23 protein-coding genes are annotated in these 23,536 nt (G+C 70.9%); 14 read left to right on the top strand and 9 right to left on the bottom strand.

Annotation, left to right across the window (positions count from 1 at the left end):
- Positions 1-636 precede the first annotated feature (636 nt).
- Positions 637-1,452 carry an ABC transporter permease gene (locus ELI80_RS05535; protein WP_236641349.1) on the top strand — a complete coding sequence of 272 codons (816 nt, stop codon included), beginning with the start codon at positions 637-639 and terminating at the stop codon, positions 1,450-1,452.
- Positions 1,453-1,459: 7 nt separating this feature from the next.
- On the opposite strand, the gene ELI80_RS05530 is transcribed toward ELI80_RS05535, so the two are convergent.
- The 3 genes from ELI80_RS05530 to ELI80_RS05520 all read right to left on the bottom strand — a co-directional run bounded on the left by ELI80_RS05530 (position 1,460) and on the right by ELI80_RS05520 (position 7,202).
- Complete coding sequence (locus tag ELI80_RS05530) at positions 1,460-4,609, bottom strand: calcium-binding protein (protein ID WP_136650116.1); 3,150 nt, start codon at positions 4,607-4,609, stop codon at positions 1,460-1,462.
- A 163-nt stretch (positions 4,610-4,772) separates the two neighbouring features.
- Positions 4,773-5,903 (bottom strand): GNAT family N-acetyltransferase, encoded by a 1,131-nt coding sequence (locus ELI80_RS05525; protein WP_136650115.1) that lies wholly within the window; start codon positions 5,901-5,903, stop codon positions 4,773-4,775.
- 426 nt (positions 5,904-6,329) lie between these two features.
- The gene (locus tag ELI80_RS05520; RefSeq protein WP_136650114.1) at positions 6,330-7,202 is read right to left on the bottom strand and encodes a branched-chain amino acid aminotransferase; all 873 of its coding nucleotides are present in this window, start codon (positions 7,200-7,202) and stop codon (positions 6,330-6,332) included.
- Between the two features lie 160 nt (positions 7,203-7,362).
- Between ELI80_RS05520 and ELI80_RS05515 the strand changes: the two genes are divergently transcribed.
- Positions 7,363-7,902: a MarR family winged helix-turn-helix transcriptional regulator gene (locus ELI80_RS05515; protein ID WP_136650113.1), complete on the top strand. Its 540-nt coding sequence runs from the start codon at positions 7,363-7,365 to the stop codon at positions 7,900-7,902.
- A gap of 86 nt (positions 7,903-7,988) precedes the next feature.
- A complete protein-coding gene (locus ELI80_RS05510; protein WP_236641355.1) occupies positions 7,989-8,669 on the top strand; it encodes a response regulator in 681 nt (226 codons plus the stop codon).
- Positions 8,670-8,763: 94 nt separating this feature from the next.
- On the opposite strand, the gene dalA is transcribed toward ELI80_RS05510, so the two are convergent.
- On the bottom strand, positions 8,764-9,276 hold the full coding sequence (dalA, locus tag ELI80_RS05505; protein WP_136650111.1) for a divisome-associated lipoprotein DalA: 513 nt from the start codon (positions 9,274-9,276) through the stop codon (positions 8,764-8,766).
- 253 nt (positions 9,277-9,529) lie between these two features.
- Between dalA and ELI80_RS05500 the strand changes: the two genes are divergently transcribed.
- A complete protein-coding gene (locus tag ELI80_RS05500; protein ID WP_136650110.1) occupies positions 9,530-10,195 on the top strand; it encodes a L,D-transpeptidase in 666 nt (221 codons plus the stop codon).
- A gap of 92 nt (positions 10,196-10,287) precedes the next feature.
- On the opposite strand, the gene ELI80_RS05495 is transcribed toward ELI80_RS05500, so the two are convergent.
- Together ELI80_RS05495 and ilvA are read right to left on the bottom strand one after the other, a co-directional pair.
- Entirely contained in the window at positions 10,288-11,520 is a 1,233-nt protein-coding gene (locus ELI80_RS05495; RefSeq protein WP_136650109.1) for a PP2C family protein-serine/threonine phosphatase, read from the bottom strand.
- Positions 11,521-11,605: 85 nt separating this feature from the next.
- Complete coding sequence (gene ilvA / locus ELI80_RS05490) at positions 11,606-12,862, bottom strand: threonine ammonia-lyase IlvA (RefSeq protein ID WP_136650108.1); 1,257 nt, start codon at positions 12,860-12,862, stop codon at positions 11,606-11,608.
- Between the two features lie 146 nt (positions 12,863-13,008).
- Between ilvA and ELI80_RS05485 the strand changes: the two genes are divergently transcribed.
- Both ELI80_RS05485 and mog read left to right on the top strand, forming a co-directional pair.
- Positions 13,009-14,235 (top strand): argininosuccinate synthase, encoded by a 1,227-nt coding sequence (locus tag ELI80_RS05485; RefSeq protein ID WP_136650107.1) that lies wholly within the window; start codon positions 13,009-13,011, stop codon positions 14,233-14,235.
- Between the two features lie 105 nt (positions 14,236-14,340).
- Positions 14,341-14,907, top strand: a complete 567-nt coding sequence (gene mog / locus ELI80_RS05480; protein ID WP_136650106.1) for a molybdopterin adenylyltransferase — start codon at positions 14,341-14,343, stop codon at positions 14,905-14,907.
- A gap of 65 nt (positions 14,908-14,972) precedes the next feature.
- Here mog and rsmD read toward each other — a convergent pair whose 3' ends face one another.
- Positions 14,973-15,533 carry a 16S rRNA (guanine(966)-N(2))-methyltransferase RsmD gene (rsmD, locus tag ELI80_RS05475; protein ID WP_136650105.1) on the bottom strand — a complete coding sequence of 187 codons (561 nt, stop codon included), beginning with the start codon at positions 15,531-15,533 and terminating at the stop codon, positions 14,973-14,975.
- 125 nt (positions 15,534-15,658) lie between these two features.
- Between rsmD and rfbC the strand changes: the two genes are divergently transcribed.
- From rfbC to rfbA, 4 genes are read left to right on the top strand one after another with little or no spacing between them, the layout of a single operon-like run.
- A complete protein-coding gene (gene rfbC, locus ELI80_RS05470) occupies positions 15,659-16,213 on the top strand; it encodes a dTDP-4-dehydrorhamnose 3,5-epimerase (protein WP_136650104.1) in 555 nt (184 codons plus the stop codon).
- On the top strand, positions 16,210-17,247 hold the full coding sequence (gene rfbB, locus ELI80_RS05465) for a dTDP-glucose 4,6-dehydratase (RefSeq protein ID WP_136650103.1): 1,038 nt from the start codon (positions 16,210-16,212) through the stop codon (positions 17,245-17,247). The genes rfbC and rfbB overlap by 4 nt, the downstream gene beginning before the upstream one ends.
- Positions 17,248-17,257: 10 nt before the next feature.
- Positions 17,258-18,109: a dTDP-4-dehydrorhamnose reductase gene (gene rfbD, locus ELI80_RS05460; RefSeq protein WP_136650102.1), complete on the top strand. Its 852-nt coding sequence runs from the start codon at positions 17,258-17,260 to the stop codon at positions 18,107-18,109.
- Positions 18,106-18,990, top strand: coding sequence for a glucose-1-phosphate thymidylyltransferase RfbA (gene rfbA, locus ELI80_RS05455; protein WP_136650101.1), 885 nt, complete (start codon positions 18,106-18,108; stop codon positions 18,988-18,990). Before rfbD ends, rfbA begins: the two co-directional genes overlap by 4 nt.
- 84 nt (positions 18,991-19,074) lie before the next feature.
- Here rfbA and ELI80_RS05450 read toward each other — a convergent pair whose 3' ends face one another.
- The gene (locus tag ELI80_RS05450; protein ID WP_136650100.1) at positions 19,075-19,662 is read right to left on the bottom strand and encodes a L,D-transpeptidase family protein; all 588 of its coding nucleotides are present in this window, start codon (positions 19,660-19,662) and stop codon (positions 19,075-19,077) included.
- A 55-nt stretch (positions 19,663-19,717) separates the two neighbouring features.
- Entirely contained in the window at positions 19,718-20,902 is a 1,185-nt protein-coding gene (locus tag ELI80_RS05445; RefSeq protein WP_136650099.1) for a MalY/PatB family protein, read from the bottom strand.
- 81 nt (positions 20,903-20,983) lie between these two features.
- Between ELI80_RS05445 and def (ELI80_RS05440) the strand changes: the two genes are divergently transcribed.
- The 4 genes from def (ELI80_RS05440) (at position 20,984) to fmt (ending at position 23,500) form a co-directional block, all read left to right on the top strand.
- Positions 20,984-21,511, top strand: coding sequence for a peptide deformylase (gene def, locus ELI80_RS05440; protein ID WP_236641347.1), 528 nt, complete (start codon positions 20,984-20,986; stop codon positions 21,509-21,511).
- A complete protein-coding gene (gene def, locus ELI80_RS05435) occupies positions 21,504-22,004 on the top strand; it encodes a peptide deformylase (protein ID WP_236641346.1) in 501 nt (166 codons plus the stop codon). Before def (ELI80_RS05440) ends, def (ELI80_RS05435) begins: the two co-directional genes overlap by 8 nt.
- 5 nt (positions 22,005-22,009) lie before the next feature.
- A complete protein-coding gene (gene def, locus ELI80_RS05430; protein WP_136650097.1) occupies positions 22,010-22,510 on the top strand; it encodes a peptide deformylase in 501 nt (166 codons plus the stop codon).
- 66 nt (positions 22,511-22,576) lie between these two features.
- Positions 22,577-23,500, top strand: coding sequence for a methionyl-tRNA formyltransferase (gene fmt, locus ELI80_RS05425; RefSeq protein WP_136650096.1), 924 nt, complete (start codon positions 22,577-22,579; stop codon positions 23,498-23,500).
- The last annotated feature ends 36 nt before the right edge of the window (positions 23,501-23,536 follow it).

Genomic DNA, 23,536 nt, shown 5'->3' with positions numbered 1-23,536 from the left:
GCCTGGGCCGCGGCGACCGCGGCGGCGGTCGCGGGATCGGCCGGGGTCAGCCGGCCCGGCGTCGGCGCAGGCTGCTGGGGCGCAGGCTGCTGGTCGGGAACCTGCTGGAGCAGCGGCTGCTGAGGGGCTTGCGGCTGGGGCTGGGCTTGCGGCGCCCCGCCCGTGCCCTGCGGGGTCGCCTGAGCAGGGTTGGCGTGTGCAGGGTTGGCGTGCGCAGGGTTGGCGTGCGCGGGGGCGGCTTGGGCAGGCGTGGCCGGGCCTGCGGCTGCGCCGGGCGCGCCCGCTTGCGGCGGCGCCCCGGCGGGCGCTTGCGGCATCCCCGCGAATTGCGGCGCATGCCCGGCCGCGGGTCCCGGCCTGCCTGCCGCCGCGCCCGGGTGGGAGACGTCCGGGCGCTGGCTGTCCGGGCTGGAAGGGTTCGCAGACCGCGGCTCGGCGGGCTGCTGTGAGCTCTGGTTCAATTGCACGCCTTTTCGTTGTGCTTACCGGCGCACTTGTTACATACACGCGCAAGACAAGGCCAGCGGGTGCTTTCACATGTCCGATACCGCAGCTCAGCCGCGATCCCTTCCGCAAGCGCCGCCCTCCGCCCCCGTCCCGGCGCTGCCGGCAACGATGCCCGCGCGGCGGATGCGCGTGCTGCGCCGGCCCGGGCTGCGGCTGGTCCCCCGGCGTCCGGGCGGCGGCCTGCTGGTGCAGACGTGGCGGTCCGTCAGCGCCCTGATGCTCAGGGAAATCTCGACGACCTACGGCAACTCCGCCGGTGGCTACCTGTGGGCGCTGCTGGACCCGATCCTGGGCATCGGGCTGCTGACGCTTGTGTTCTCGCAGTTCTTCGCCGTCCCGGCGCTCGGCACCAACTTCCCGCTGTTCTACGCGACCGGCTACCTGCCGTTCATGATGTTCAACGACATCGCCAACAAGATGGCCGTGTCGCTGCGCTACTCGGGGCCGTTCCTGTCCTACCCGGCGGTCACGTTCTTCGACGTGCTGTTCGCGCGGCTTCTGCTGAACGCGGGCGTTCACCTTGTGGTGTTCGCGATCGTGCTGATCAGCATCGTCCTGATCTACGACATGCCGCTGGTCATCGACATCGCGCGGCTGGCCGAGGGTCTGGGCCTCACCGTCCTGCTGGGGGCGTCGGTGGGGGTGCTGAACTGCTATCTCATGACACGGTTTCCGCTTTGGGAAAGGACCTGGCAGATCATCACGCGGCCGCTGTTCATGATCTCGGGCATCTTCTTCCTGTGGGAAACCATGCCGCCCGAAACCCGCGACGTGCTGTGGTACAACCCGATCGTCCACGTCGTCGCGATGACCCGGCAGGGCGTGTACCTGACCTACGACGCCACCTTCGCGAGCCCGCTGCTCGTGACGTCGCTGTCGCTCGTCATGCTGGTCACGGGCCTGTTCCTGCTGCTGCGCCACTACCGCGACCTGATGGAGCGTTGAGCCGGCGTCAGAAGAACGGATCGTCGGGCGGGAAGACCAGCAGGTCCGACAGGCTCAGGTCGTGGATGCCGGGCACGAACAGCCCGGCGTCGGCGGCGCGGTCGCCGTCGAGATCCGCCAGCAGCAGCATCCCCCCGCCCGCCGCATCCTCATAGCGCGTCATCCGCAGCTGCGGCGCGCCGGTGAAGCCCCCGTTGCCCACCACGGTCAGTCCTGGTGCGTCGATCCCGAGCCGGTCGGTGCCGCGAACGAAGTCCTGCACCCGGGCGAAGGTGCCCGCGCCGGGCCGCCCGGGCACCAGCACGAAGTCGTCCGCCCCATGGCCTCCCACCAGCGTGTCCAGCCCGCCCGACCCGCCGCCCACCAGCACGTCGTTGCCATACCCGCCGACCAGCATGTCGCGGCCGTCGCCGCCGACCAGCGTGTCGTCGTCGAGCATGCCGTGCAGCGTGTCGTCGCCCGCGCCGCCGTCCAGACGGTCCGCGCCCGCCATCCCGTTCAGCCAGTCGGAACCGCCCCCACCGAACAGGTGATCGTCGCCCAGACCGCCGATCACCCGGTCCTCGCCGTCCCCCCCGGCCAGCAGGTCGTCGCCGTCCTTGCCGTAGATGGTGTCGTTGCCCGCGCCCGCATCGACGGTGTCGTCGCCCCAGCCGTCGAGGATCACGTCGTTGCCGTCACCGCCCTGGATCAGGTCGCGGCCCCCGTCGCCGATCAGCGTGTCGGCCCCGGCGCCCCCGACCAGCGTGTCGGCGCCCGCGCCCCCGATCATGAGGTCGTTGCCGTCGCCCCCGCTCAGCCGGTCGTCGCCCGCCTCGCCGTTCATGGTGTCGGCGCCCGTGTCGCCGGCGAGCAGGTCGTTGCCCTTGCCGCCGTGCAGGTTGTCGTTGCCGGCCGATCCGCCCAGCTGGTCGTCGCCATCGTGGCCGACGAGCCAGTCATCCCCGATACCGCCGTCGATCTGGTCGTCGCCGGCGCCGCCCTGCAACGTGTCGGCCCCTGCCCCGCCCGCGATCGAATCGTTGCCCGCGCCGCCGGTCACGCTGTCGTCGCCCGCATCCGCGGAGATGCGGTCGTCGCCCGCGTGGCCCAGCAGCGTGTCGTGGCCCGCCCCGGACAGGATCGTGTCGTTCCCCGCCCCGCCCAGCAGCGCGTTCGACCCGGCCTGGTCCACGATCAGGTCGTCGCCATCGCCGCCCGCGACCCAGTCGTTGCCCCATTGGCCCAGCAGCGTGTCGTGCCCGGCCTCGCCGTAGATGGTGTCGTTGCCCTGCCCCCCCTCGACCCGGTCGGCATCGTCCCCCCCCAGCACGAGGTCGTCGCCATCCTCGGCGCTGAGCACGTCAGCGCCGCGATGGCCGTGGATGTGGTCGTTCCCGGCGCCGCCGGCGATCGTGTCGTCGCCATCCTCGCCCTGCAGCGTGTCGTTGCCGTCGTTGCCGTAAAGAAGGTCGCTGTCGCGCCCGCCCGCGATCAGGTCGTTGCCCGCGCCGCCGAACAGGGTGTCGACGGCGACGCTGCCGATGATCGTGTCGCGCCCGCCGCCGCCCTCGATCTGCGCGCCCACATGCGGGGCCACGAGCGCGTCGTCGCCGGGCGTGCCGACGATCCGGGTGGCGACCTGCGGCGGCGTGTAGTGCGCGATCGGGAACATCGCGTTGGTGAACTGCCACGGCAGCAGGGTCCGGCCGTCGGCGGAGGTGATGTCCAGCACCGTGTCGTTGAAGACGATGCGGATGCCGTCGCTCTGCGGCCGGAAGATCAGCTGCGCGGTGCTGCGGATCATGCCGAGGAGGCTGAGATCCAGCTGGTCCTCGGCCGGGTCGTAGTCGCGGATCGCGATGCGTCCGCCGGGATCGCTGGCGACGAAGACGTCGGCCCCGGCGCCGCCCCACAGCGCGATCGACCGCGTCCCCGAGATCAGGATGTCGCCGCCCGCCCCGCCCCGGATCACCGTCGTTTCGTCGGTGCCCTGGATCAGGTCGCCGCCCGCGGTGCCGGTGTAGCTGCCGCTGCCAGCGGCGACGGTGCGCCCGATCGGGCCCGGATCGACGATGAATTGCGAGAACGCGTGCTCGGTCGCGGACGCGGCCACGACGACGATCCGGCCGTTCACCACCTCGGCCGAGATCGAGGACACGTCGGCCAGGGCCAGTTGCGCTGCGTCGGCGATGGCCGCTAGGTGCAGCAGCCGCCCGTCGGTGGTCAGCGTGAGCAGGCTGAGCCCGTCATCCGCCCCGCCGACGATGATGAAGCTGCGCCCGTCGATGCTGACCGCTTCCATCGCCGTCACGCCCTGGAACCGCGTTCCCAGCTCGTCGATGACGTGGTCGATGGGCATCATTCGCCCATCCGCCGACAGGCTGACGACCGTGAGGGACGAGCTTTGCGCCGAGCTGACGATGATGAAGTGGCGCCCGCCCACCTCGGCATGGACGAGGTCGCGGGGCTGGTTGAAGCCGGTGCCGCTGGCGCTGCCGATGTACTCGCCCGCCAGCAGCGTCCCGTTGTCGGCAAGGCTGTGGGTGGCGACGTAGTTGCCGCGCAGGGACGAGGACACGATCACGATTGCGTCGTTGATGCGGACGGCGATCAGCGCGTCGACCTGCGCCCCCTCAATCCCGCTGGGGCGGCCGGACTGCGCCGACAGCGTGACCCTGCCATCCGCGGCGACCCGCCAGACGCTGATCTGGGTGTCGCCCGGGCGCGCGGTGACGAGACACTCGATCCCGGCGGCCGTCGTCGCGCGCGCGATCCCCGCGAGATCCGGCGGCAGTCCGCCGCCTGCGGCCCGCGCGTCCCCGCCGGCGCCGAAGCCGAGGTCGGGGGCCCCGATCTCGCCCCCCTGCCCCACCGTCCGGGCGGCAGGCCCGCCGACCATGCCGGTCGTCACGAGCGAGGCGCGCCCGCCGGGCCCTTCCAGCAGCACGATGTCGGGGGTCGCGACGTGCCGCAAACGCGGCGGATGCGCCACCTCGCCGGACGGGACGAACCGTCCGCTCGCGTCCGGGACCCAGCGCGCGAGGCCGCCGCCGAGATGGCTCAGCGTGTAGAGGACCAGCCCGCCGTCGAAGACCCCCAGTTCGACGGCGGTCAGGTTGGTCGAGAACACCGATTGCGGGTGCCTGTACGTTCCGACATGAGAAAAACCGACCATCGTCCAACCCTCGGGGGTGAAGGACCGCGTCCGGGCCGGACGCAGAACCTGCCGCGCAATGGGTCGAAACTAGGCACCGGGGGTTTAACAGGGGCTTTCCGCAGCCCCGCCCGCGGCCCGCGAAACGCCGACAAGTGTAGGCAAATCGCAGGGAACCGGATGGTCAGCCGCGCTTGAAGGGGCCGAACGCCGCCGTCTCGGCCATGTCGTCGCCGACCGCCTGCCCTTCCTGTTCCAGGTGGTCGGCGAGCGCGCGGCGGAAGCCCGCGTCGGCGACCCAGTGGAGCGAGTGGATCTGGCTCGGCAGGTAGCCGCGGGCGAGCTTGTGTTCGCCCTGCGCCCCCGCCTCGACGCGGGAAAGCCCGTGCGCGATCGCCCAGTCGATGGCGCGGTGGTAGCACAGCTCGAAATGCAGGTAGGGGTGATCCTCGACGCAGCCCCAGTAGCGGCCGAAGAGGATGTCGCGCCCGATCAGGTTCAGCGCCCCCGCGACCGGGCGGCCCTCGCGCTCGGCGAGGACCAGCAGCACGTCGTCGCGCATCGTCTCGTGCAGCCGGTCGAAGAAGTCGCGCGTCAGGTAGGGGCGGCCCCACTTGCGGCTGCCGGTGTCCTGGTAAAACCGCCAGAAGGCGTCCCAGTGCCCGGGGCGCAGCTCGTCCCCCGTCAGGCTGCGGATGGTACCGCCGAAGGCGTTCGCGCGCTCGCGTTCCTTGCGGATCGCCTTGCGCTTGCGGCTGCTGAGGTCGCCCAGGAAATCCTCGAAGCTGCCGTAGCCGCGGTTTTCCCAGTGATACTGCGTGGTCGTGCGGCCGAGCCAGCCCTGCGCCTCGCCCAGGTCCCGCTCTGCCTGCGTGCAGAAGGTGACGTGCGCCGACGAAAGCTCCGCCTGGCCCGCGACCTGCGCCATCGCCGCCAGCAGCGCGGCCTGCACGGCGGGATCGCGCGCGATCAGGCGCGGGCCGGTCGCCGGCGTGAAGGGGACCGCGCATTGCAGCTTGGGGTAATACTGACCGCCGGCGCGGGCCCATGCGTCGGCCCAGGCGTGGTCGAAGATGTATTCGCCCTGGCTGTGGGTCTTGAGATAGACCGGCGACACGCCCGCCACCGCGCCATCCACCCGCGCGACGAGATGCGACGGGTGCCAGCCCGTCCGTCCCCCGACCGAGCCGGACTGTTCCAGCGCCAGCAGGAAGCGGTGGGTGGTGAAGGGATCGCCGCCGTCGCCGCAGCCGTCCCAGTCCCCGGCTGGAATGGCGTCGATCCGGGGCAGGACGGAAACGGTGAGCTCGGTCATGCCCGATCAGATAGGCGGCGCGCGGGGAAACGCAACCACGCGCGGGCCACATGCGCGCGGTGTTCGGCGCGGCCGCCCGATCCGGTCCGAAGGACTGCCGCGAAGGTCGGATATCGTGGCGGCGCCATGGTCGACGGTCATCCGCCCGCAAGCGCGACAGGTCAGCGGAGATGGCGTCGGGTTCGGGGAACAGGAAGACGCGCCGGCCGGTCTGGTTTCCAATCTCGACAGCTAGCGCGGCGCCGCTCGCGCGCCAGCGCCCGCGACGCTCCGGCCCCTCGCGGTCCCCGAGCCCGGCGCGCGGCCAAGCCAGGCGATCGTGCCCCCTTGGTGGTCGCCCCCGACCAGCGGAACGTGGGCGATGCCGGGGGTCACGGCCGGATCAGGCCCGGATCAGGCCCGGACTTGGCCCGGACCTCGCCCCGATCAGGCGCGCACGAGGGCGTCGTAGTCCTCGGCGATCTTGCGGGTGGTCGGGCCGACCTGGAAATGCCAGTCGTCGCCGATCTGCGCGACCGGGGTCACCTCGGCGGCGGATCCGGTGAGGAAGCATTCCTGGAAGTCGGCGACCTCCTCGGGAAGGATGTGGCGCTCGTGGACCGTCAGGCCCTGGTCGCGGCACATCTTGATGATGGTCTGGCGGGTCAGGCCGTTCAGGAACACGTCGGCGATGGGGGTGTGGATCTCGCCGTCCTTGACGAAGAACACGTTCGCGCCGGTGGCTTCGGCCACGTAGCCGCGGAAGTCCATGAACAGCGCGTCCGAACAGCCCTTCTTCTCGGCTGCGTGCTTGGACATGGTGCAGATCATGTAGAGACCCGCGGCCTTCGCCTCCGACGGGATCGTCTCGGGGCTCGGGCGCTTCCACCGGGCGATGTCGAGCTTCGCGCCCTGCCACTTGGCGTCGCCGTAGTAGCTGCCCCATTCCCAGGCGCAGACCGCCACGCGGACCGGGTTGCGGCTGGCCGCCACGCCCATGTCGGGACCGGCGCCACGGAACGCGAGCACGCGCAGATAGGCGTTGGTGAACCCGTTCGCGTCCAGCACCGCGCGCTTGGCCGCGTCGATCTGGTCGGCGGTGTAGGGGATCTCCATCTCGATCAGCTCGCCGGACTTCAGCAGCCGCTCGGAATGTTCGTGACCCTTGAAGATCTTGCCGTTGTAGCAGCGCTCGCCCTCGAACACGGCGCTCGCGTAGTGCAGCGCGTGCGTCAGCACGTGGACCCTGGCGTCGCGCCAGTCCACCAGCTCACCGTCCATCCAGATCTTGCCGTCACGATCCTCGTAGCTCGCGCTCATCACACCCTCATCTCGACTTCGCAATGTTTCGCGCAACCGGTTGGCACGCGTCATATAATTGCGTTTTGGTGCCGTGATCGTATGTGATCGATTCTTGGAAAGTCAACAAGCCTGCCATAATGTAAGGCGCAAGGCCCCCAGCGCGGAGACGGCGATGCAGATGTCGAGACGAGTAGCGGTCGGTCGCGCCGCGAGTTCGGTCCCCGACGGGGGCGAAGGCCTTCTGTTTCTCACCGACGAGCAGCTGCGGCGGGGGATCGAGGCGATGTACTTCGCCTATCGCGCCTTCACCTCGGACCCCGACATGATCCTGGACGAGATCGGGTTCGGCCGCGCCCACCACCGCGCCATGCACTTCATCCACCGCGATCCTGGCCTGACCGTGACCGCGCTTCTCGACGTGCTGGGCGTGACCAAGCAGTCGCTCAACCGGGTGCTCAGGACACTGATCGAGGAAGGGCTGGTCGAAAGCCGCGTCGGGCGCCGCGACCGGCGCGAGCGCGAGCTGTACCTGACCCACAAGGGCGCGGCGCTGGAACGGCGGCTGTCGGAAAGCCAGCGCGCGCGGATGCGGGCGGCCTTCCGGGCTACCGGGCCGCAGGCGGTTGCGGGCTTCCGCCAGGTGCTGGAGGCGATGATGGACCGCGACACGCTGCGCCAGTTCCAGGCGCTGCGCGACCTGCCCGAGGACCGGCGATGACCGACCCGGACGCCGCCGGAACGGCCGGCGAGGGGCAAGGGCCCGCCCGCGCCGCCGACGCCCCGCGCCCGCCCGAGGCGCATGTCATGGTCGTGGACGACGACGAACGCATCCGGTCCCTCTTACGGCGCTTTCTCGTCCGCAGCGGCTACCTCGTGACGACGGCGCGCGATGCGGCGCAGGCGCGGCGGCTGCTGGCGGGGCTGGAGTTCGACCTGCTCGTCGTGGATGTGATGATGCCGGGCGAGGACGGGTTCTCGCTGACCCGCGACCTGCGCCGCCGGATGCAGACGCCGATCCTGCTGCTGACCGCGAAGGGCGAGACCGAGGACCGGATCGAGGGGCTGGAATCGGGCGCCGACGACTATCTTCCCAAGCCGTTCGAGCCGCGCGAGCTGTTGCTCAGGATCGCCGCGATCCTGCGCCGCGCGCCCGCGCCCGAGACGCGGCTGCCGCATTTCATGTCGCTGGGGCAGCTGCGCTACGACACCGCAAAGGGCGAGCTGATGCACGGCGACACCCATGTCCGCCTCACGGGAAGCGAGCAGACCCTGCTGCGGCGCCTGGCCGAGACGCCGGGCGAGCCCGTCAGCCGCGCGCAGCTGATCGAGGACCTGGGCCGCAGCCCCGACGACGGCGGCGAGAACTCCGAACGCGCGATCGACGTGCAGATGACGCGCCTGCGCCGCAAGCTGGAACGCGACCCGCGCGAACCGCGCTACCTGCAGACGGTGCGCGGCGCGGGCTACATGCTGGTCCCGGATTGAAGGCGGCGGCCGGGCGGGCGCCCCGCTGACCGCGGGGAAGGCCCCTGCCCGCTCCGTCAGGTGCCGCGGGCCGGGCCGCCGTGCCACGCCGGTGTCAGCCGCCGATGTTGAGCACCCACCAGATCTTGTTCGTGGGCTCCTGCAGCCAGCCGATGCCCAGCTGCGTCGCCGACGGGTCCATGATGACGTCGCGAGTGTCGCGCGCCTGCATCCACGCCGACAGGGTCGAGATCTCGTTCTCGTAGGTTTCGGAGATGTTCTCGCCGATCAGCGGACCGAAGTAGCCCTGCCGCTTGGCGCGGTCGAGCGGCGAGGACCCGTCCGACCCGAAATGCCAGGCGCGGTTCTGCGCGGCCATGTCGCGGGCATGCGCCATCGAGGCCGCGTTCAGCTGCGGGCTGAGCGCAAGGGGGGCGAGGCCCGACTGCTGGCGCAGGATGTTGACCTGCCCCAGCAGGCGGACGGGGATCTGCGCCTCTTCCTTGGGGGTGATCCGGTAGGCGACCGGGATCGGCTTTCCGTCGGGGCCGAGCGTCGGCTGCGGGGCGGTCTGGCAGGCGGCCAGCGCCAGCATGGCGGCCAGGGCCAGGTACGGAAGCTTTTTCATCGCGATCCCTCGATAATTTCGTGCTTTTTCCCGTGCAGATAGACCCGGCCCGACGCGCCCGAAACGCAAGATTGCGTGAGCCTGCCCGCGCGGCCCATCGCCCGATGCATCGTTGCACCTGTGCAACCATGCAACAGCCGCGGTCGATGACGCTTCGGTGAATTGCTCCGCGGCGCGCGCGCGCCTTATGCGAAATGCAGGCGAATGACGACAGGGCCGCCCGCAGAGCGGCCGCTCAATGAGGAGTGGAGCAATGACCACGAAACCGGCATCTTCCTTCAGCCGGCGCAGCTTTCTCGCTTCGGGCGCGGCCCTGGGCGTCGGCGCGGCCGGGCTTGCCGCGCCCGCGCTCGCGCAGGCCATCGACCCCTATACCGGCCAGCCGCTGCAGGGCGCGCCCGCTGGCGCAACCCCCGACGCGGGCGTGGTCCAGTACGACAGCGCGCAGGACAGCCGCCGCAACATTTCCAGCTTCCGGATGCACGCGGACTGGCGCCCCTATTTCGACAACCTGACCAACGGCGCGGTGCTGGTGGACCTGACCTCGCGCGCGCTCACCTACTGGTCCGAGGACGAGTCGGTCTTCCGCCTGTACCCGACCTCGATCCCGGTGAGCGAGGACCTGACCCGCCGCGGCCGGACCGAGATCATCAAGAAGGTCGAGGGCCCGTCCTGGTCCCCCACGCCCGAGATGAAGCAGCGCAACCCCGAATGGCCGGACTTCGTGCCGCCCGGGCCGGACAACCCGCTGGGCACCCACGCGCTGTGGCTGAGCTGGCAGTACTACCGGATCCACGGGACGCACGACACCCGCAAGATCGGGCGCAAGTCGTCGAACGGATGCATCGGGCTTTACAACGAGCACATCAAGGAACTGTTCACCCTGACGACGGTCGGCACCCAGGTGCTGCTGATCTAGGACGCGGCATCCTGAAGTTCCCTCGGCGGCGGCCCCTGCGATGCAGCGGGCCGCCGTTTTCCTTTCGGGGGGAAGGCCGGGACCAACGGTCGTCATTCCTGCGCCTTCACCTCTGGCCCGTATTCCAGCAGCACCGCCGACATGTCGTCCATGCGGCTGCCGCCGCTGAACTCGGACAGGGACCAGCAGAGCGATTCCAGGAACACCGGCCCGCGCAGCGGGGCGTTGGTCCGCATGACAGCGATCAGCCCCTCGTCGCCGAGCTGCTCGCCCTGCGGGCTCGCCGCCTCGGTCACCCCGTCCGAGGCGATGAACAGCCGCTCGCCCGGCGACAGCTGCAGCTCGATCTCCTCGAACTCGGCGTCGGGGAAGATGCCCACCGGCATGCCGCCGCTGCCCACCGGCTCGACATGGCCGTCGGCGCGCTGCAGCATCGGGTGGGGATGGCCCGCCTGCACCAGCCGCATCCGGCCGCTCGCGGCGTCGATGTCGGCGTGGATCATCGTGAGATAGGCGTCCGACCGCACCTCGTCGATCATCAGGCGGTTGAGGGCGTGGACGACCTGCCGCGGCTCCGGCAGGATGCCGCGCCCGGGCAGCTCCGCGTCCGCGCCCGACAGGTAGGATGCCAGCCGCGCCGTCAGCAGCGCCGCCGTGACCCCGCTGCCCGACACGTCGATGGCATAGGCGGCAAAGCGCCCCGGCCCGGCCGGGCGGAACCCCACGAGATCGCCGCCGAGATGCCCCGACGGCCGCATCAGAAGCGACAGGTCGAACCCGCCGATCCGCGCCTGCCGTTCGCGCACCAGCCCCTGCTGGATCTTGCGCGCCTCGCGCAGGTCGGCCTCCATCTCCTCCTGCGTCTGGTGCAGCTCGTCCAGCGCCGACTGCAGCCGCGCGTTGGTGGCCAGCAGCCGTTCCTGCATCGTCAGCACGCGTTCGCCCACCGCCATGCGGGCCAGAAGCTCGCCCCTATTTGCAGGCTTGGTCAGGAAATCGTCCGCGCCCGCCGACAGCGCGTGGATCGCGTCCCCTTCCGCGCGCCGCCCCGTCAGCAGGATCACGTAGCCGTAGGTCGTGGCCGGCAGCTGGCGGAAGGCGCGGCACAGGTCCGGCCCCGACATGCCCGGCATTTCCCAGTCGGTCAGCAGGATGTCGGGCCGCTGTTCCGCGCACATGGCGAGCGCGCGTTCCCCCGATCCGGCCTGCCTGACGACGTAGCCCGCCTGCCGAAGCTGCAGCGCGAGCAGGTCGCTGAAGCTGCGGCTGTCATCGACAAGCAGCACCACGCGGCGGGACTGACGCCGGGTCGCGTCGGTCACCATGGGATCCCGCAAGGGCTGCAATCGATTCGGCTGCGTCATGCCCCGAGGGGTAGCAGCCGGGGGTAAAGCCGCGGTTAAGCGGCGGTCACACCAGAAATTCCGCCAGCACCGTGTCACCGGTAATGTCGCGCCAGTCGAAGCCCGCCTGCGCCAGCCGGTCCGACAGCGCGTCGAGGTTGCCGGGCGCGGAGGTTTCGATCCCGATCAGCACCGACCCGAAGTTGCGGGCGGATTTCTTGAGGTATTCGAACCGCGCGATGTCGTCGTCGGGGCCGAGGAGCGTCAGGAACTCGCGCAGCGCGCCGGGCCGCTGCGGCATCCGCAGGATGTAGTAGCGCTTGACGCCGCGGAACCGCTGCGCGCGCTCCTTCACCTCGGGCAGGCGCTCGAAGTCGAAGTTGCCGCCCGAGCAGACGCAGACGACGCGCCGCCCCGCGAGCAGCCCCGCGTCGGCAAGATCGCCCAGCACGTCAATCGACAGCGCCCCCGCGGGTTCCAGCACGATCCCCTCGACGTTCAGCATGTCGAGCATCGTCGCGCTGATCCGGTCCTCGGGGGCGAGATGGACCTGGTCGGGCGAAAACCCCGCCAGCGCCTGGAACGGCAGGTCGCCCAGCCGCGCGACGGCCGCGCCGTCCACGAAGCTGTCCACGCGCGGCAGGGAAACGGGGTGTCCGGCCTTCAGCGCGGCAAGCAGGCTCGCGCCGCCCGCAGGCTCGGCAAAGGCGAAGCGCGTGCCGGGCAGCGCGTCGGCCATCCAGCGCGTGACGCCCGCGGCAAGCCCGCCGCCGCCCACCGGCAGCACGACCAGATCCGGCGCGCCGCCCGCGATCTGCGCGGCGATCTCCTGCGCGACGGTCGCCTGCCCCTCGATCACGCGGGGGTCGTCGAAGGGGGACAGGAACACCGCCCCCTTGGTCGACGCGAAGTCCTGCGCGGCCTTCAGCGTGTGGTCGAAATAGTCGCCCGTCAGCACGATCCGCACCGCGTCGCCGCCGAACATCCGCGTCTTCGCGATCTTCTGCTGGGGCGTCGTCACCGGCATGAAGATCGTGCCCTTCGCCCCGAAATGCCGGCAGGCGAATGCCACGCCCTGCGCGTGGTTGCCGGCGCTGGCGCAGACGAAATGCGCGTCACCCCCCTTCGTCGCCCCCGACAGCCGCATGGCGTTGAACGCGCCCCGCAGCTTGTAGCTGCGCACGGGCGTCAGGTCCTCGCGCTTGAGCCAGATGTCGGCGCCGTGCCGCGCGGACAGGTGGTCGTTGCGCTGCAGGGGGGTCGGGTCGAACAGCGCCCGGATGGCAGTTTCGGCGCGGGCGACGCTATCGGTGAACTCGGTCATGGCACCTGCCATCGCGCGAACGGCACCCGTTGGCAAGCGCGCGCGGGTCCGCGGGGCCGGAATCCCCCGCAATCCCCCAGAATCCCTTGTCGCACCCGTTCTTTCGCACTATCCCGCGCGAAAACCATGGACGAGGGATCCGACCGATGAACGCAGCCGCGCCGAAGAAAGTCGTTCTTGCCTATTCCGGCGGGCTCGACACGTCGATCATCCTCAAGTGGCTGCAGACCGAATACGGCTGCGAGGTCGTGACCTTCACCGCCGACCTGGGCCAGGGCGAGGAGCTGGAGCCCGCGCGCGCGAAGGCCGAGCTGCTGGGCATCAGGCCCGAGAACATCCACATCGAGGACGTCCGCGAGGAGTTCGTGCGCGACTACGTGTTCCCGATGTTCCGCGCCAACGCGGTCTACGAGGGGCTCTACCTTCTCGGCACGTCCATCGCGCGGCCGCTGATCGCGAAGCGGCTGGTGGAACTCGCGCACCAGCACGGCGCCGACGCGGTGGCGCACGGCGCGACCGGCAAGGGCAACGACCAGGTCCGGTTCGAACTGTCGGCCTATGCGCTGGATCCCGCGATCAAGGTGATCGCGCCGTGGCGGCTGTGGGACCTGACCAGCCGCACGAAGCTGATCGAGTTCGCCGAAGCCAACCAGATCCCGATCGCCAGGGACAAGCGCGGCGAGGCCCCGTTCAGCGTGGACGCGAACCTGCTGCACACCTCGTCCGAAGGCAAGGCGCTGGAAAACCCGGCCGACGAGGCGCCGGACTACGTCTATCAGCGCACCGTGAGCCCGGAAGAGGCGCCGGACGCGCCCGAATACGTCGAGATCACCTTCGAACGCGGCGATGCGACCGCGATCAACGGCGAGGCGATGTCGCCCGCGACGGTGCTGACCCGCCTGAACGAGCTTGGCGGCAGGCACGGCATCGGCCGCCTGGACTTCGTCGAGAACCGCTTCGTCGGCATGAAGTCGCGCGGCATCTACGAGACCCCCGGCGGCACCGTCCTGCTGGAAGCGCATCGCGGGATCGAACAGATCACGCTGGACGCGGGCTCCGGCCATCTCAAGGACAGCCTGATGCCGCGCTATGCGGAACTGATCTACAACGGCTTCTGGTTCAGCCCCGAACGCGAAATGCTGCAGGCGCTGATCGACAAGAGCCAGGAGCACGTGTCGGGCACGGTGCGGCTGAAGCTCTACAAGGGCTCGGTCGCTTGCGTCGGCCGCTGGTCGGACCAGTCGCTGTATTCCGAGGCGCACGTCACCTTCGAGGACGACGCCGGCGCCTACGACCAGAAGGACGCGGCAGGCTTCATCCGCCTGAACGCCCTGCGGCTGAAGCTGGTCGCGCAGCGGAACAGGCGCGGCTGATCCCTTTGCAAGCACGATCAAGGGCCCGCGTTCGCGCGGGCCTTTTCGTCGGTTCACATCGGCCCCGATCCCCGGCAGGATGGCCGCGCCACCAAGGAGCCTGCCATGGCCGAAAGCCCGAACCCGCGCGCCGATCAGCGCACCACCGCCCGAATCGCCATCGTCACGGTGTCGGACCGCGCGAGCCGCGGCGAGTACGAGGACAAGGGCGGCCCCGCGGCAGAGGACTGGCTGCGAGAAGTGATCACCTCGCCCCTCGAGATCACGCGCGAGATCGTCCCCGACGGCCGCGAAGGCGTCGCGGCCACGCTGCGCAAGCTGGCCGATGGCGAAGGCGCCGACCTGATCCTGATCACCGGCGGCACCGGCCCCGCCCCCCGCGACGAGACGCCCGAGGCGCTGGCCGACGTGATCGAGAAGGAACTGCCCGGCTTCGGCGAGGAGATGCGCCGCGCGTCGCTGGCGGAAGGGGTGCCGACCGCGATCCTGTCGCGACAGACGGCGGGCATCCGCGACGCCTGCCTGATGATCACCCTGCCCGGCAAGCCCGCGGCGATCGCCACCTGCCTTGATGCGGTGTTCGCGGCGGTTCCCTATTGCCTCGACCTGATCGGCGCCGCGCGGATCGAGACGGACGAGGGACGGGTGAAGGCGTTCCGGCCGAAGGGCTGAACCGGCGGCTTGCGCCAGACCGGGGCCGCCCCGGTCCACGGGATGTTCCGCCGATGAAGAAGCGCTCAGCCCGCCGCGCGGAGGAGCGTCACCAGCGTCGAGCCGTAGCGGCGCTGGTCGATCCGTGTCAGGCCGGGCGGCGGGACCGGGGCGGTGTCCTCCTCCCACGCGACGAGTGCACCGGGGGCGAGCCAGTCGCCCGCGAGGGCCGAGGCGAGCGCGGCCTCTCCCAGCCTCTGGCCATAGGGCGGGTCGAGGAACACCACGTCGTAGCCCGGCCCGCGGTTCGGGCCGAGGTCGGTGGCGTCGCGCCGCCAGATGTCGGTCACGCCCATCGCGCGGGCCTTTTCCACGTTCACCCGCAGCAGCGCCCGGGCCGCCGCGCCGTCGTCCACGAACGCGACCCGCGCCGCGCCGCGCGACAGCGCCTCAAGCCCCAGCGCGCCGGTGCCCGCGAAGAGGTCGAGCACCCGCTTGCCGTCCAGCGGGATCCCGGCGCTGTTCTCGATCAGGTTGAACATCGCCTCGCGCACCCGGTCGGTGGTCGGGCGCAGGTGCGCCGCCGGGTCGCCGTCACCCACTTCCGCGAGCTTCAGCCCGCGCAACCTGCCACCCACGATCCGCATGTCACACCCTCGTCCGCATTCGCGGGGCTTACCCGCTGAGCGGTAACCTTGCCAAGCGTCGGGGGGTTTTCGCCGCAAGCGTTTAGTGGCAATGACATCGCGACCGAAACAAAGCGGCACGAGCCATGCAGATCGAAGAAACCGCGCTTCCCGGCGTGCTGATCCTGACCCCTGCCCGGCACGGGGACGCACGCGGCTTCTTTTCCGAAAGCTGGAACCGGCGCACGCTGGAACGGGCGGGCGTCCACCTGCCCGAATTCGTGCAGGACAACCATTCGCTGTCGGCGCGCGCGGGGACGCTGCGCGGCCTGCACTACCAGGCGCCGCCGCACGCGCAGGGCAAGCTCGTGCGCTGCGGGCGCGGGCGTCTGTTCGACGTGGCCGTGGATGGCCGAGTCGGCAGCCCGAACTGGGGCCGCGCCGTCGGCGTCGAACTCAGCGCCGAGAACGGGCGCCAGCTGTGGGTGCCCGCGGGGTTCCTGCACGGCTTCGTCACGCGCGAGGATGACACCGAGATCGTCTACAAGTGCACCGACTACTATGACCGCGACAGCGACGGCGCGGTGCGCTGGGACAGCGTCGACGTGGACTGGGGGGTGAGCGACCCGGTGCTGTCGGACAAGGACCGGGCGGCGACCCCGTTCCAGGACTGGAAATCCCCTTTCAAGGTCGAGGCATGAAGATACTGGTGACGGGCGGGGCGGGCTTCATCGGCTCCGCCGTGGTGCGGCTTGCGGTGGCGCGGGGGCACGAGGTGGTGAACCTCGATGCGATGACCTACGCGGCCAACGCGGCGAACGTGGCGCCGGTCGCGGACAGCCCGCGCTACGCGTTCGAACACGCCGACATCCGCGACCGCGCGGCGCTGGACCGCATCTTCGCGGCGCACAGGCCCGACGCGGTGATGCACCTTGCCGCCGAAAGCCACGTGGACCGGTCGATCGACGGCCCCGGCGCGTTCGTGGAAACGAACGTGAACGGCACCTACAACATGCTCGAGGCCGCGCGCGCCTGGTGGACCCGCGAGGGCAGGCCCGAAGGCTTCCGCTTCCACCACATCTCGACCGACGAGGTGTTCGGCTCGCTCGGCGAGACCGGGCAGTTCACCGAGGACACGCCCTACGACCCGCGCAGCCCCTACTCGGCGTCCAAGGCCGCGTCCGACCACCTCGTGCGCGCGTGGCACGAAACCTACGGCCTTCCCGTGGTGCTGACGAACTGCTCCAACAACTACGGCCCCTACCACTTCCCGGAAAAGCTGGTGCCGGTGGTGATCCTGCGCGCGCTGGCGGGCCAGCCGATCCCGGTCTACGGCGACGGCGGCAACGTGCGCGACTGGCTCTATGTCGAGGATCACGCCGACGCGCTGCTCCTGTGCCTCGAACGGGGCGAGAACGGGCGCAGCTACAACATCGGCGGCGAGAACGAGGCGAGGAACATAGACCTCGTCCGCACGATCTGCGCGCACCTGGACGACCTGCGCCCCGACGCCGCCCCCCACGACCGGCTCATCACCTTCGTGACCGACCGGCCGGGCCATGACCGCCGCTACGCGATCGACCCCACGCGGATCCGCACCGAACTGGGCTGGCGCCCCTCGGTCACGGTCGAGGAAGGGCTGCGCCGCACGGTCGAGTGGTATCTCGCCAACCAGGACTGGTGGCAGCCGCTGCTGGACCGCGAGGGCGTGGGCAAGCGGCTCGGGACCGGCTGAGGGGGCGCGGATGGACGGGCTGCTGATCTTCGGAAAGACCGGGCAGGTCGCGCTGGAACTGGCGCGGATCGCGCCGGGCGCACGGTTCGTGGGGCGGGACGAGGCGGACCTGACCGACCCCGCCGCCTGCGCCGCGCTGATCCGTGACGCGCGCCCGCGCGCGGTCATCAACGCCGCCGCCTATACCGCCGTCGACAAGGCGGAATCCGACGCGGACACCGCGCGGCTGGTGAACGCCGACGCGCCCGGCGCCATGGCCGCCGCCTGCGCGGAACTGGGCGTGCCGTTCGTCCACATCTCGACCGACTACGTGTTCGACGGCTCGGGCGACCAGCCGCGGGCCGAGGACGCGGAAACCGGACCGCTCGGCGTCTACGGCGCGACCAAGCTTGCGGGCGAGCGTGCCATCGCCGCCGCCGGCGGGCAGTGGGCCGTGCTGCGGACGAGCTGGGTGTTTTCGGCGCACGGCACGAACTTCGTGAAGACGATGCGCAGGCTGGGTGCCGAGCGTCCGCGCCTGACCATCGTCGCGGACCAGATCGGCGGCCCGACCGCCGCCGCCGACATCGCGCGCGCGGTGCTGGCGATGGCGACGGCGATGGCGGCCGACCCCGCGAAGGGCGGCATCTACCATTTCGCGGGCGCCCCCGACGTGAGCTGGGCCGACTTCGCGCGCGAGATCTTCGCGCAGTCCGGCCTGTCGCCCGAGGTCGCGGACATTCCGTCCAGCGACTATCCCACGCCCGCGCGGCGGCCGCTGAACTCGCGCCTTCACTGCGCGGCCATCACCCGCGACTTCGACATCCCGCGCCCCGACTGGCGCGACAGCCTGAAACCCGTGATCGAGGGACTTTCCGCATGACCCAAGCGACGCCCGCCCAGCGGAAGGGGATCATCCTGGCCGGAGGGTCTGGAACGCGGCTCTATCCGATCACGATGGGCGTGTCGAAGCAGCTGCTGCCGATCTACGACAAGCCGATGATCTACTATCCGATCAGCGTGCTGATGCTGGCGGGCATCCGCGAGATCGCGATCATCACCACCCCCGACGACCAGACCCAGTTCCAGCGCCTGCTGGGCGACGGCAGCCAGTGGGGCCTGAGGTTCGCATGGATCGTGCAGCCGCGGCCCGACGGGCTGGCGCAGGCCTATATCCTGGCCGAGGACTTCCTGGCCGGCGCGCCCTCGGCCATGGTGCTGGGCGACAACATCTTCTTCGGTCACGGCCTGACCGAGCTTCTGCGGCAGGCCGACGCGCGCGCGGACGCGACCGTCTTCGGCTATCACGTGGCCGACCCTGAACGCTACGGCGTGGTCGCCTTCGACGGCGAAGGCCGGGCCGTGCAGATCATCGAGAAGCCCGAGGTGCCGCCGTCGAACTACGCGGTGACGGGGCTTTACTTCCTCGACGCCGACGCGCCTGCGCGGGCCCGGTCGGTGAAGCCGTCGGCGCGGGGCGAGCTGGAAATCACCACGCTGCTGGAAACCTACCTCCACGAGGGGCGGCTGAACGTCGAGCGGATGGGGCGCGGCTACGCATGGCTCGACACCGGGACCCATGCGAGCCTGCTCGACGCGGGCAACTTCGTCCGCACGCTGGAACAGCGGCAGGGGATGCAGTCGGGCAGCCCCGACGAGATCGCACACGAGCACGGCTGGATCGGCGACGACGACCTGCGGGCGCGGGCAAGGCTGTTCGGCAAGAACGAATACGGGGGCTACCTGGGGCGGCTGCTGGACTGACGGCCCGGCGCGGAAGGCAAAACGGCGCGGCATTTCGCGAACGGAAGCGGTCCGGTCCGACGGATCACGCTGCCGGCCTGCCGCTCAGGGCCTGATCTCGACCTCGGTGCCGATGGCGGTGTGGGCGAACAGTTCCTCGATCTGCGCGTCGGTGACGGCGATGCAGCCCGCGGTCCAGTCGCCGGGGACGCGGGTGCCGGGCGGAACCTGGTTCGGCTGCCCGTGGATCATGATGTCGCCGCCAGGATCGCGGCCGAGCCTGCGGGCCGCCGCGCGGTGGTGCGGCTGCGGATAGTCGAGCCCCAGCGACAGGTGGTAGGCGCTTCGATCGTTGCGGCGGTCGATCCTGAAGACGCCCTCGGGGGTGCGGCCGTCGCCCTGCACGGCCTTGTCCCCCTCGGGCGCGAACCCCAGCGCGATGGCGTAGGTCTTGCGCGGCCCCTCGGCCTGCCAGACGGTCATGCGGCGGGCGGATTTCTCGATCAGAATGCGCTGGACGGGGCTTGCGATCTTCGGCTCGGGCCGCGGGGGCAGCGGCAGGCGCGGGAACGGCAGCCGGATGACCGGCGGCGGCACCGGGACCGGCAGCGGCACCAGCCCCGGCCACCACAGGATCGCGCCGCCGGCGAGCACCGCCGCCACCGACAGGGCGGCGAACAGCCGCGCGATCATCGCCCGCCCTGTCCTTTCCGTCCCTGCCCTTTCCGGCGCCGCCGGGCGGCATCCGTCACTGAAGGTCCTTGAACGCGTCCCTCAGCCGCGCGACCGCCTCGTGCACCCGCGCGCTCGGCGTGGCGAGGTTGAAGCGCATCCAGCACTCCCCGCCCAGGCCGAAGCTTTCGCCATGGTTGGCCGCGATCCGGGCCTGCCCCTCGATCCGGCGATGCAGGTCCTCGGCCGACAGCCCCATGCCGCTGAAATCGACCCAGGCGAGGTAGGTCGACTGCAGCTTCATCGACTTTGCGCCGGGGATGCGCGCCAGCCCGTCGTCGAAGATGCGGGCGTTCTTGCCGACATAGGTCCGCAGCGCGTCCACCCATTCCGCCCCTTCGGGCGAATAGGCCGCCGTCACCATCGGCAATCCGAAGAGGCCGGGCGAGATCCCCAGCGCCATCAGCCGCCCCTTGTACCGGTCGCGGAGCGCGGGGTCGGTGATGATCGCGTTGCCGATATGCGCGCCGGCGATGTTGAAGGTCTTGGTCGCGGCGGTCAGCGTCACCAGCCGGTCGGCGAAGTCGGGCGCGGCGACCGCCGTCGGGGTGTGCGCGGGCGCGCCCGGCAGGACAAGGTCGTGGTGGATCTCGTCGGACACCAGCACCAGGTCGCGCTCGCGGCAGAAGGCGGCGACCCGGCGCAGCTCCTCCACGGTCCAGACCCGGCCGCCGGGGTTGTGGGGCGAGCACAGGATCAGCATCCGCTCGCGCCCGGTCAGCCGCGACGCCCAGGCGTCCCAGTCCATCTCGTACTGCCCGTCGGTGAGCGCGAGCGGCAGCTCCACCACCTCGCGTCCCGCCGCGCGGATCACGCGGGCGAACGCGTGGTAGACCGGGGTCATCAGGATCACGCCGTCGCCCGGCCGGGTGCAGGCGTCGATCGCCAGTGCCGTGCCGTTGACCAGGCCGTGCGCCGACAGGATGTCGTCGCGCTGGATCTGCCAGCCGTGCCGCTCGGCCATCCACCAGCGGATCGCGTCGAGATAGGGAAGGTTCTGCCCGGGATAGCCGTAGATGCCGTGGGCGACCGTCTCCTCCAGCGCGCGGCGGACCGCGTCGGGCGCCTTGAAGTCCATGTCCGCGACCCACATCGCCAGCGCGTCGGGATCGTCGATGCCGAACAGGGCCTGCACGTCGTCCCACTTGCTGCACATCGTGCCGCGGCGGTCGATCAGCGTGTCGAAGTCGATGTCGGCCATCATCAGTCCCCTGCCCCTGCGCTTTCGCGCGCAGCATACCGATCTGTTGCGCGGCGGAAAGCCTTGGCCTACATGGCGCGGATGACGATCAGAGATATCCTCCTGCACCCCGATCCGCGGCTGAAGCGCGCCTGCGACCCGGTCGCCCGCATCACCCCGGACGTGGAAACGCTGGCCGCCGACATGCTGGCCACGATGTACCACGCGCCGGGCGTGGGCCTCGCCGCGCCGCAGCTGGGCGTGCTGCAGCGGATGTTCGTGATGGACTGCAGCAAGGATCCCGATGCCGACGCCGAGCCGCTGGTGCTGGTCAACCCCGAGATCGTCAGCACCTCCGAGGCGTTGAACACCTATGACGAGGGCTGCCTGTCCTTCCCCGACATCTACGCCGAGGTGACGCGCCCGGCCGAGGTGCGGATGCGCTGGACCGGCCTCGACGGCAAGCTGCATGAACGCGACTTCGCGGGGCTGTGGGCCACCTGCGCGCAGCACGAGCTGGACCACCTGAACGGCAAGCTGTTCATCGACCATATCGGCCCCATGAAGCGGCAGATGATCACCCGCAAGATGGTCAAGCTGAAGCGCGAACTGGACCGTGAACGTGCCTGACCGGACCCCCGCGCTGACCGCCCCCGGCGACGTGCTGGCGATCGTCCGCCACCCCGACCCGCGCCTGCGCGAGGCGTGCGGGCCTGCCGCGCTGATGCCGCCGCCCGAACGCGAGCGCCTGGCCGCCGACATGCTGGCGACCATGTACGCCGCGAAGGGACGCGGCCTTGCCGCGCCGCAGGTCGGACGGGCGGTGCGGATGTTCGTCATGGACGCGGACTGGAAGTCCGGGGCGCCGTCGCCCCTGATCATGCTAGACCCGCATGTCCTGTCGCGCTCGGACCGGATCGAGACGGCCGAGGAACAATGCCTCTCGATACCGGACACGCCGGTGCGGGTGGCGCGCCCGGCGGCCGTGCGGATGCGCTGGTTCGATCTGTCGGGCCGCGCGTTCGAGGACGAACTGACCGGCGCCGAGGCGCGGATCGCGCAGCACGAATTCGACCATCTCGACGGGATCCTGATCGTGGACGACGTCCGCAGCGGGGGCTGAACGCCGTGCCGGTCCGCCCCTTCGTGCCCTACGGCGACCGCCGCCTGCACACGCCCGCCGCGGCGGTGGAGGCGATCACCGACGAGGTGCGCGGCATCTGGGCCGACATGATCGACACGATGGACGCGATGCCCGGCGTGGGCCTTGCCGCGCCGCAGATCGGGGTCACGCTGCGGCTGGCGGTCGTCGACGCCTCGGACCAGCGCGGGCAGGCGGTGCGGATGGCGAACCCCGAGGTCCTGCACGCCTCCGTCCAGCTGCGCGCCCATGACGAGGCGAGCCCCAACCTGCCCGGCGTCTTCGCCCGGATCGAGCGCGCCCGCGCCGTGACGGTGCGGTTCCTGAACGAGCGGGGCGAGGTCGAGGAGCGCGACTTCGTCGGTCTGTGGGCGACAAGCGTCCAGCACCAGATCGACCATCTGGATGGGCGGATGTATGTCGATCACCTGTCCACGCTGAAGCGCAGGATGCTGGTCGCGAAATCGGCGAAGCTGTCGCGGCGCTGACGTCCCGGCTTCCGGCGCCCCGCGCTTCGCGCTACCAGTCCGCAAACGCTGACAGGGGGACTGCCGATGCGTGTCGTGTTCATGGGAACGCCCGCGTTTTCCGTGCCTGCGCTTCAGGCCATCGCCGCCACGCACGAGGTCGTCGCGGTCTATTCCCAGCCGCCGCGCGCCGCCGGACGCGGGCAGAAGCCCCGCCCCTCGCCCGTGCAGGAGGCCGCGGAGGTCCTTGGCATACCCGTGCGCGTCCCCGAACGGCTTCGCGCGCCCGAGGATCAGGCGGCCTTCGCCGACCTGCGCGCGGACGTCGCCGTGGTCGTCGCCTACGGGCTGATCCTGCCGCAGCCGGTCCTGGACGCGCCCCGGCTCGGCTGCCTCAACATCCACGCCTCGATCCTGCCGCGCTGGCGCGGGGCCGCGCCGATCCACCGGGCGGTGATGGCGGGGGACGCAGAGACCGGTGTCGCGATCATGCAGATGGAGGCGGGGCTGGACACCGGCCCCGTGCTGGCCGAAGCGCGGACGCCCATCGGCCCGACCGACACCACCGGCGACCTGCACGACCGCCTGGCCCGCATGGGCGCGGCGCTGATCGTCGGGACGCTGGCCCGCCTGCCCCTTCCCGCCGTGCCGCAGCCGGACGCGGGCGTCACCTACGCCGCCAAGATCGACAAGGCCGAGGCGCGGATCGACTGGACCCGCCCCGCGCCCGAGGTGGACCGGCTGATCCGCGGCCTGTCGCCCTTCCCCGGCGCCTGGTGCGAGATCGCGGGCGAGCGGGTGAAGCTCTTGCGGTCCCGCCTCGTGCCGGGCAAAGGCGCCCCCGGCGAGGTGCTGGGCGGCTTCGTTGTCGCCTGCGGCGGTGCAAACGGGACGGGCGGCGACAGCAGGCCCGGCGCGGTCGAGGTGCTGGAGGCGCAGCGCCAGGGCAAGCGCCCGATGCCTGCCGCCGAGGTGCTGCGCGGCCTGACCCTCCCCACCCGGCTGGACTGACGCGGGGCGGGGCGCCCGATCCGCCCGTCTTGTCTC

Source organism: Paracoccus aeridis (genome assembly GCF_004923205.2).
GTDB classification, from domain to species: domain Bacteria; phylum Pseudomonadota; class Alphaproteobacteria; order Rhodobacterales; family Rhodobacteraceae; genus Paracoccus; species Paracoccus aeridis.
Note: the sequence above shows the minus strand (reverse complement) of the source record. Positions and strands in the feature narration are given on the sequence as shown.